We start from the raw sequence: 8,810 nt of genomic DNA, 5'->3' as shown, positions 1-8,810 counted from the left end.
CCTATCTACCTCATCGTCTCTGAGGGATCTTACTCATTTAAAATGATGAGAAGTCTCATCTTGAGGGGGGCTTCATGCTTAGATGCTTTCAGCACTTATCCCTTCCGCACGTAGCTACCCAGCTATGCTCCTGGCGGAACAACTGGTGCACCAGCGGTGCGTCCATCCCGGTCCTCTCGTACTAAGGACAGCTCCTCTCAAACTTCTAACGCCCACGACGGATAGGGACCGAACTGTCTCACGACGTTCTGAACCCAGCTCGCGTACCGCTTTAATGGGCGAACAGCCCAACCCTTGGGACCGACTACAGCCCCAGGATGCGATGAGCCGACATCGAGGTGCCAAACCTCCCCGTCGATGTGGACTCTTGGGGGAGATAAGCCTGTTATCCCCGGGGTAGCTTTTATCCGTTGAGCGACGGCCCTTCCATACGGCACCGCCGGATCACTAAGCCCGACTTTCGTCCCTGCTCGACTTGTAGGTCTCGCAGTCAAGCTCCCTTCTGCCTTTGCACGCTACGAATGATTTCCAACCATTCTGAGGGAACCTTTGGGCGCCTCCGTTACTCTTTGGGAGGCGACCGCCCCAGTCAAACTGCCCACCTGACACTGTCTCCGAACCGGATAACGGTTCTGGGTTAGAATGTCAATACAGCCAGGGTGGTATCCCACGGATGCCTCCACCGAAGCTAGCGCTCCGGCTTCTAAGGCTCCCACCTATCCTGTACAAGCTGTACCAACATTCCATATCAGGCTACAGTAAAGCTCCACGGGGTCTTTCCGTCCTGTCGCGGGTAATGCGCATCTTCACGCATAGTATAATTTCACCGGGTCTCTCGTTGAGACAGTGCCCAAGTCGTTGCACCTTTCGTGCGGGTCGGAACTTACCCGACAAGGAATTTCGCTACCTTAGGACCGTTATAGTTACGGCCGCCGTTTACTGGGGCTTCGGTTCACAGCTTCGGGACGAAGTCCCTAACCATTCCCCTTAACCTTCCAGCACCGGGCAGGTGTCAGCCCCTATACTTCGCCTTACGGCTTTGCAGAGACCTGTGTTTTTGCTAAACAGTCGCTTGGGCCTTTTCACTGCGGCTTCTCCTTAAAAGAAGCACCCCTTCTCCCGAAGTTACGGGGTCATTTTGCCGAGTTCCTTAACGAGAGTTCTCCCGATCATCTTCGGTTACTCACCGTGCCTACCTGTGTCGGTTTGCGGTACGGGCACCTATTTCCTCACTAGAGGCTTTTCTTGGCAGTGTGAAATCAGGAACTTCGGTACTAAATTTCCCTCCCCATAACCGCCTGGAATTAGTGTTGAGTGGATTTGCCTGCTCAACTTCCTCACGGCTTGGACGCGCATAACCAGCAGCGCGCTTTCCTTATCCTCCTGCGTCCCCCCATCGTTCAAGCGGATTTAGGTGGTACAGGAATATCAACCTGTTGTCCATCGCCTACGCCTTTCGGCCTCGGCTTAGGCCCCGACTAACCCTGAGCGGACGAGCCTTCCTCAGGAAACCTTGGGCTTTCGATGAAAGAGATTCTCACTCTTTTTTCGCTACTCATACCGGCATTCTCACTTCTAAGCGCTCCAGCCGTCCTCACGATCGACCTTCACTGCCCTTAGAACGCTCTCCTACCACTGACATCGTAGATGTCAATCCGCAGCTTCGGTGGTGTGTTTAGCCCCGGTATATTTTCGGCGCAGCGTCACTCGACCAGTGAGCTATTACGCACTCTTTCAATGATGGCTGCTTCTAAGCCAACATCCTGGTTGTCTAAGCAACGCCACATCCTTTTCCACTTAACACACACTTTGGGACCTTAGCTGGCGGTCTGGGCTGTTTCCCTTTCGACCATGAACCTTATCACCCATGGTCTGACTCCCAAAGTAGATTGATTGGCATTCGGAGTTTGACTGAATTCGGTAACCCGATGAGGGCCCCTAGTCCAATCAGTGCTCTACCTCCAACCATCATCCTTTGAGGCTAGCCCTAAAGCTATTTCGGAGAGAACCAGCTATCTCCGTGTTCGATTGGCATTTCACCCCTACCCACACCTCATCCCCGCACTTTTCAACGTGCGTGGGTTCGGGCCTCCAGTCAGTGTTACCTGACCTTCACCCTGGACATGGGTAGATCACACGGTTTCGGGTCTACGACCACCTACTATATCGCCCTATTCAGACTCGCTTTCGCTGCGGCTCCGTCTATACAACTTAACCTTGCAGGGGATCGTAACTCGCCGGTCCATTCTACAAAAGGTACGCCGTCACCCATTAACGGGCTTCGACTACTTGTAGGCACACGGTTTCAGGATCTATTTCACTCCCCTTCCGGGGTGCTTTTCACCTTTCCCTCACGGTACTGGTTCACTATCGGTCACTAGGGAGTATTTAGCCTTGGGAGATGGTCCTCCCGGATTCCGACGGAATTTCACGTGTTCCGCCGTACTCAGGATACACTCCGGAGGAAACCACATTTCAAGTACAGGGCTCTTACCTTCTATGGCGGGCCATTCCAAGCCGCTTCGTCTATATGGTTTCTTTGTAACTCCAAAGGAGTGTCCTACAACCCCAGAAGGCAAGCCTTCTGGTTTGGGCTAATTCCGTTTCGCTCGCCGCTACTCAGGAAATCGCATTTGCTTTCTCTTCCTCCGGGTAATGAGATGTTTCAGTTCCCCGGGTCTGCCTCGTATTACCTATGTATTCAGTAATACGTACTATCCAATAACGGATAGCGGGTTCCCCCATTCGGAAATCTTCGGATCAAAGCTTACTTACAGCTCCCCGAAGCATATCGGTGTTAGTCCCGTCCTTCATCGGCTCCTAGTGCCAAGGCATCCACCGTGCGCCCTTCTTCACTTAACTAATAACGCATGATAAATCTATAAATCGCGACAATAAATTGCCGGCTTTAAAGTTTGATGTTTTGGCATTGTTGTTTCTTATCTAGTTTTCAAGGTTCACATAAAAAAAATGGTGGAGCCTAGCGGGATCGAACCGCTGACCTCCTGCGTGCAAGGCAGGCGCTCTCCCAGCTGAGCTAAGGCCCCAGTAAAAATATAGATGGTGGGCCTAAGTGGACTCGAACCACCGACCTCACGCTTATCAGGCGTGCGCTCTAACCAGCTGAGCTATAGGCCCATCTAAAGGATATGCTATTTACAGCTTGATCCTTCAAAACTGAACAAACAACCAATCACGATATCTACTACGAAGTAGTAGTTCCAATTATCCTTAGAAAGGAGGTGATCCAGCCGCACCTTCCGATACGGCTACCTTGTTACGACTTCACCCCAATCATTGATCCCACCTTCGGCGGCTGGCTCCTAAAAGGTTACCTCACCGACTTCGGGTGTTACCAACTCTCGTGGTGTGACGGGCGGTGTGTACAAGGCCCGGGAACGTATTCACCGCGGCATGCTGATCCGCGATTACTAGCGATTCCGGCTTCATGCAGGCGAGTTGCAGCCTGCAATCCGAACTGAGAATGGTTTTATGGGATTTGCTTAGCCTCGCGACTTTGCTGCCCTTTGTACCATCCATTGTAGCACGTGTGTAGCCCAGGTCATAAGGGGCATGATGATTTGACGTCATCCCCACCTTCCTCCGGTTTGTCACCGGCAGTCACTCTAGAGTGCCCAACTTAATGCTGGCAACTAGAATCAAGGGTTGCGCTCGTTGCGGGACTTAACCCAACATCTCACGACACGAGCTGACGACAACCATGCACCACCTGTCACGCTGTCCCCGAAGGGAACGTCTTGTCTCCAAGATTGTCAGCGGATGTCAAGACCTGGTAAGGTTCTTCGCGTTGCTTCGAATTAAACCACATGCTCCACCGCTTGTGCGGGCCCCCGTCAATTCTTTTGAGTTTCAGCCTTGCGGCCGTACTCCCCAGGCGGAGTGCTTAATGCGTTAACTTCAGCACTAAGGGGCGGAAACCCCCTAACACCTAGCACTCATCGTTTACGGCGTGGACTACCAGGGTATCTAATCCTGTTTGCTCCCCACGCTTTCGCTCCTCAGCGTCAGTTACAGACCAGAGAGTCGCCTTCGCCACTGGTGTTCCTCCACATATCTACGCATTTCACCGCTACACGTGGAATTCCACTCTCCTCTTCTGCACTCAAGTTCCCCAGTTTCCAATGACCCTCCACAGTTGAGCTGTGGGCTTTCACATCAGACTTAAGAAACCGCCTACGAGCCCTTTACGCCCAATAATTCCGGACAACGCTTGCCCCCTACGTATTACCGCGGCTGCTGGCACGTAGTTAGCCGGGGCTTTCTGGTTAGGTACCGTCAAGGTGCGAGCAGTTACTCTCGTACTTGTTCTTCCCTAACAACAGAGCTTTACGACCCGAAGGCCTTCATCGCTCACGCGGCGTTGCTCCGTCAGACTTTCGTCCATTGCGGAAGATTCCCTACTGCTGCCTCCCGTAGGAGTCTGGGCCGTGTCTCAGTCCCAGTGTGGCCGATCACCCTCTCAGGTCGGCTATGCATCGTCGCCTTGGTGGGCCATTACCCCACCAACTAGCTAATGCACCGCGGGCCCATCTGTAAGTGACAGCCGAAACCGTCTTTCCATTTCCAATCAGGAGAAAGGAAATACTATCCGGTATTAGCTCCGGTTTCCCGAAGTTATCCCAGTCTTACAGGCAGGTTGCCCACGTGTTACTCACCCGTCCGCCGCTCATTCCGCCAGAATCACCCCGAAGGGGTCATCTGGTTTCCTGCGCTCGACTTGCATGTATTAGGCACGCCGCCAGCGTTCGTCCTGAGCCAAGATCAAACTCTCCATGAAAGTTTTGATGCTTTTGCTCGTTAGAGCTGACGTTGATCTTACGATCTTGTCGTTTAATTCGTAATTGGTTGTTTTGTTCAGTTTTCAAGAATCAAGTTGTTGTCGCTTGTTTCGGCGACTAGAACATCTTATCATGTCTCGGTTGTTTCTGTCAACAACCTTTTTTAAAAAACTTGATAATCTGTTTGGCGTGTTTTTTCGTCTTATCTTAGCGCCGTTTAACAGTATACGATCTATTTCGATATACGTCAACATCTTTTTTCTATTAAAATTCAAAAGCCACCGAGAGACCCTTCTACGGGGCTCTCAAGCAACGGATCGCAGCCTCGTTCCAGGCACACATTAACCCATTTTATCACAAAGAAAAGCCCCGTTTAGAACGGAGCTTTCCTAGTTATTATCTTCTATTACGTATAGCTTTTATAATCTCCATCAATATGACAGCCGCTAGAGCAAGCCCAGTTGCGATGGACCAGTCTCTCCAACCAAATGCATCCGGAATGGAAAAGATACTGCGTACTCCTGGCAATACTGTGACCCCATAAAGCAGAAAACAAATTGCCACTGCACCGAGTACATATTTGTTAGTAAGAAAACCAACTTTGAAAATGGTCTGCGTATTGGACCTCGCAGAAAACGTTTGTAGTGTTCTGGCTAAGATAAGTGTCGTAAAGGCCATCGCTATTCCCATTTCGGTAGAATGCTGCAATCCAATATAGAAGGAAACAATGACTGCCGCTCCTATCAGCACTCCTCGAACGATTACACTTTGCAGCGTGCCGCCAGAGAATATTCCCTCGTTTATATCACGAGGTTTTCGTTTCATCACATCTGGCTCTTCCTTCTCCATACCAAGAGCTAGTGCCGGTAAAGAGTCATTGATTAAGTTAATGAACAGCAGCTGCAAAGCTGTGAATGGATTTGGCATATTGAGAAAGACAGCGAAAAGGATAGCGATAATTGCACCAAGGTTCCCAGCAAATAAATAGCCTATCGCCTTTTTGATATTATCAAACACCGTGCGTCCTACTCCGACAGCATTGACTATAGAGACAAAATTATCATCTGCAAGTACCATGGCAGATGAATCTTTAGCTACATCCGTTCCGCTTCCCATAGCTATTCCTATATCTGCTTGCTTCAGTGCAGGTGCATCATTCACACCGTCTCCGGTCATCGCAGTAATAGATCCTTTATTCTGCCACGCTCGGACAATTCTGATTTTGTTTTCCGGTGATACACGGGCATAGACAGAGATTCGACCAAGCTTCTCATCCAATTCTTCTTCAGATAATTTATCCAGCTCCTTACCCGTAAGAGCAAGATCTCCTTCTTCCATCAATCCGATTTCTTTCCCGATTGCCTGAGCTGTAGTTTTATGATCACCGGTAATCATGATACTGCGTATACCCGCACTTCTTGCTTCCGCAATGGATGCAGGAACAGCTTCGCGCGGAGGGTCAATCATAGCCGTAAGTCCAACTAGTACAAGATCTTGTTCATCCTGTTCCTCCAATGAATGCTTATCGTCAGGTATCTTTTTGTAACCATAAGCCAGTACACGAAGCGCATTATCGGAGAATTTTTCGTTTTGATCCATTACTTCTTTAAGACGCGTCTCATCCAATGATTGTTCTTCTCCATCAATTAGGATGTGGGTGCATCTTTCGAACATCACATCCGGTCCGCCCTTAGTCAGCATCAGCCTATCTCCATCTAAACGATAGACAGTGGACATCATTTTTCGATCCGAGTCGAAGGGCAGCTCCATTTCCCGCTCCTTCTCTTTTCGCAGCCGAGCTGGGTCCAGCCCCATCTTCTTTCCAAAGTGGATCAACGCTGTTTCGGTCGGATCTCCGATTTCCGCGCCTTCCTCACTGACACTAGAGTCGTTGCAAAGAACAGCGATATTTAGAAGTAACTGCTCCGATTTGCTCCGTGCTGATTCATCTTCTGATATCCCTTCACTTTTACCAGGGACGAATGTATCTGTTACAGTCATCTTGTTTTGCGTCAGAGTTCCTGTCTTATCTGTACAAATTACACGAGTAGAGCCTAGTGTTTCTACTGCCGGCAGCCTGCGAATGATTGCTTGTTGCTTAGCCATCTTGGTCGTACCTACTGCCATGACGATCGTAACTATAGAAGATAGTGCTTCTGGAATTGCGGCCACCGCCACTGCTACAGAGAAAGTAAAGGCATTAAGAAAGCCTTGGGTCATATCAGCCTGACCATCTCCAAACCAAAGGCGCGCGGCTTGAGCTGCAAAGATCAAGATACACAGCACCAAGACACCAATTCCGAGTCTTTTACTGAATTCATCCAGCTTTTTCTGTAAAGGCGTCTGCTTGGATTCTGCTGTCTCGATCATATTGGCAATCTGTCCAATTTCAGTTTCCTGGGCAATCGCTGTCACGATGAAGCTTCCTCGACCGTTCACCACCAGCGATCCGCTATGTACCATATTGATACGATCTCCAATAGAAGCTTCTTCCTCAATCACTTCTATCTTCTTATCCGCAGCCTCTGACTCTCCTGTCAGCATCCCCTCGTTGATCTTTAGAGATTCGCTGCTGATTAGTCTACCATCTGCTGGTACATAATCCCCTGCATCCAGCTGCACAATATCTCCTTTTGTCAGTTCCTTAGCCGGCACCGTCTTACTCTCTCCGCCACGCACCACTTTAGCTGATGGAGCTGACATCTCCTGCAATGCCTCTAATGAACTTTCCGCCTTCTTTGTCTGAACAACACTGATAACACTATTGAGCAAAATAACCAGAAAAATAATAATGGATTCTACCACTTCTCCAAGTGCCAGTTGAACAGCTGCCGCTACAAGCAGAACAATGACCATAGCATCCTTGAAAGTGGCAAGAAATAGCTTCCACACTGGATCCTTTTCCTTACTTTTCAATTCATTGTATCCATCCGCTTCTAGTCTCCGCTGAGCTTCTTCCTGCGATATACCGTCGTGTGAGGTCCCCAGTTCCTTTAAAACCTCTTCTGCATCCATGCGGTAAGCCTTCACTCCACGCGCCCCTTTCCAGATTCTTTCCTAATTGGTTTCCCCCAAATAAGCATAATGGAATCAGTTTTTTTGTAAAAATGTTGTCATTTCTATTAACAGATAACAGACAAGCATCATGTTCACGGACAGGCATGCATAGAATGGAACTACATTACGGAGACAGCGAAGGGAATGATAAGCATGCAGCACTTTTATGTATTCCGTTTCAACAAATGGAAAAGGTGGGCATTTGTCGTAGCAGCAGCAATGTTCACAGCCTTGATCATCTGGATGGAGACGAGCAGCTCGCTTTCCGTCTTTTCCTCAAAGGAAAAACCAGCAGCATTGACACAAGGGAGTAAGGAAGCTCCTAATATTGCACTCACCTTCAATATAAGCTGGGGAGATACGCAAGCTATTCCTATATTGGATGAATTGAAGGAACAAAATGTAAAAGCAACCTTCTTTGTGAGCGGCGAGTGGGCCGAACGCCATCCGCAAATCATTGACCGGATTGTCGAGGATAAGCATGAATTGGGAATGATGGGCTACCGGTATAAGAGCTATATCGATCAAGAGCCTGCTCAAATAAGAAAAGACCTCTCTTATGCAAAAGAGATATTCCGTAAACTCGGTCATGAAGATATTGAGCTGCTCCGAGCGCCGACAGGAGATTTTAATACTGAAATCATCCAGTTATCAGAGACACTCGGATTAAAAGTCATTCAATACAGCGTTAATCCGCAGGACTGGCGTAACCCAGGAACACAGCTTATCGTAGATGAAGTCATGGAAGAAGCAAGTAATGGCGACATCATCCAGCTGCACGCTTCCGATTCAGTCAAACAAACGGAAAAAGCTCTAGAGACTATTCTGCCCGCACTGAAGAACAAAGGATATCATTACGTAACTGTCAGTGAACTGATTGCTGGAGGAACCCCTGAATTGAATGAAGTGAATTAATGCATAAACACTGCTCCTTCTGCGCAAAGTAAGGGTACT

General features: G+C 49.0%; 2 protein-coding genes, 2 tRNA genes and 2 rRNA genes. 1 reads left to right on the top strand and 5 read right to left on the bottom strand.

The annotated features are described in order from the left end of the window. From GZ22_RS00005 to GZ22_RS17425, 5 genes are all read right to left on the bottom strand, one after another. A 23S ribosomal RNA gene (locus GZ22_RS00005) occupies positions 1-2,862 on the bottom strand. Positions 2,863-2,971: 109 nt separating this feature from the next. Then, positions 2,972-3,047: transfer RNA gene (locus GZ22_RS17440), tRNA-Ala, on the bottom strand. A 14-nt stretch (positions 3,048-3,061) separates the two neighbouring features. Continuing rightward, positions 3,062-3,138, bottom strand: a tRNA-Ile gene (locus GZ22_RS17435). Between the two features lie 97 nt (positions 3,139-3,235). Further along, positions 3,236-4,798: ribosomal RNA gene (locus GZ22_RS17430) — 16S ribosomal RNA — on the bottom strand. Together the 16S and 23S rRNA genes with 2 tRNA genes alongside form the textbook arrangement of a ribosomal RNA operon. Before the next feature lie 397 nt (positions 4,799-5,195). Then, positions 5,196-7,829, bottom strand: coding sequence for a cation-translocating P-type ATPase (locus GZ22_RS17425; protein ID WP_038565319.1), 2,634 nt, complete (start codon positions 7,827-7,829; stop codon positions 5,196-5,198). A 180-nt stretch (positions 7,830-8,009) separates the two neighbouring features. Here GZ22_RS17425 and pdaB point away from each other — a divergent pair, with 180 nt between their 5' ends. Beyond that, positions 8,010-8,771: a polysaccharide deacetylase family sporulation protein PdaB gene (pdaB, locus tag GZ22_RS17420; protein WP_038566370.1), complete on the top strand. Its 762-nt coding sequence runs from the start codon at positions 8,010-8,012 to the stop codon at positions 8,769-8,771. Positions 8,772-8,810: the final 39 nt, after the last annotated feature.

Source organism: Terribacillus saccharophilus (genome assembly GCF_000725365.1).
In the GTDB taxonomy this organism is placed as follows: Bacteria; Bacillota; Bacilli; order Bacillales; family Amphibacillaceae; genus Terribacillus; species Terribacillus saccharophilus.
This window is presented reverse-complemented; position numbering and strand designations above follow the sequence as displayed.

Bases quoted from the DNA above. Each gene is read 5' to 3' on its own strand.
- pdaB (WP_038566370.1), top strand. From the start codon at position 8,010: ATGCAGCACTTTTATGTATTCCGTTTCAACAAATGGAAAAGGTGGGCA.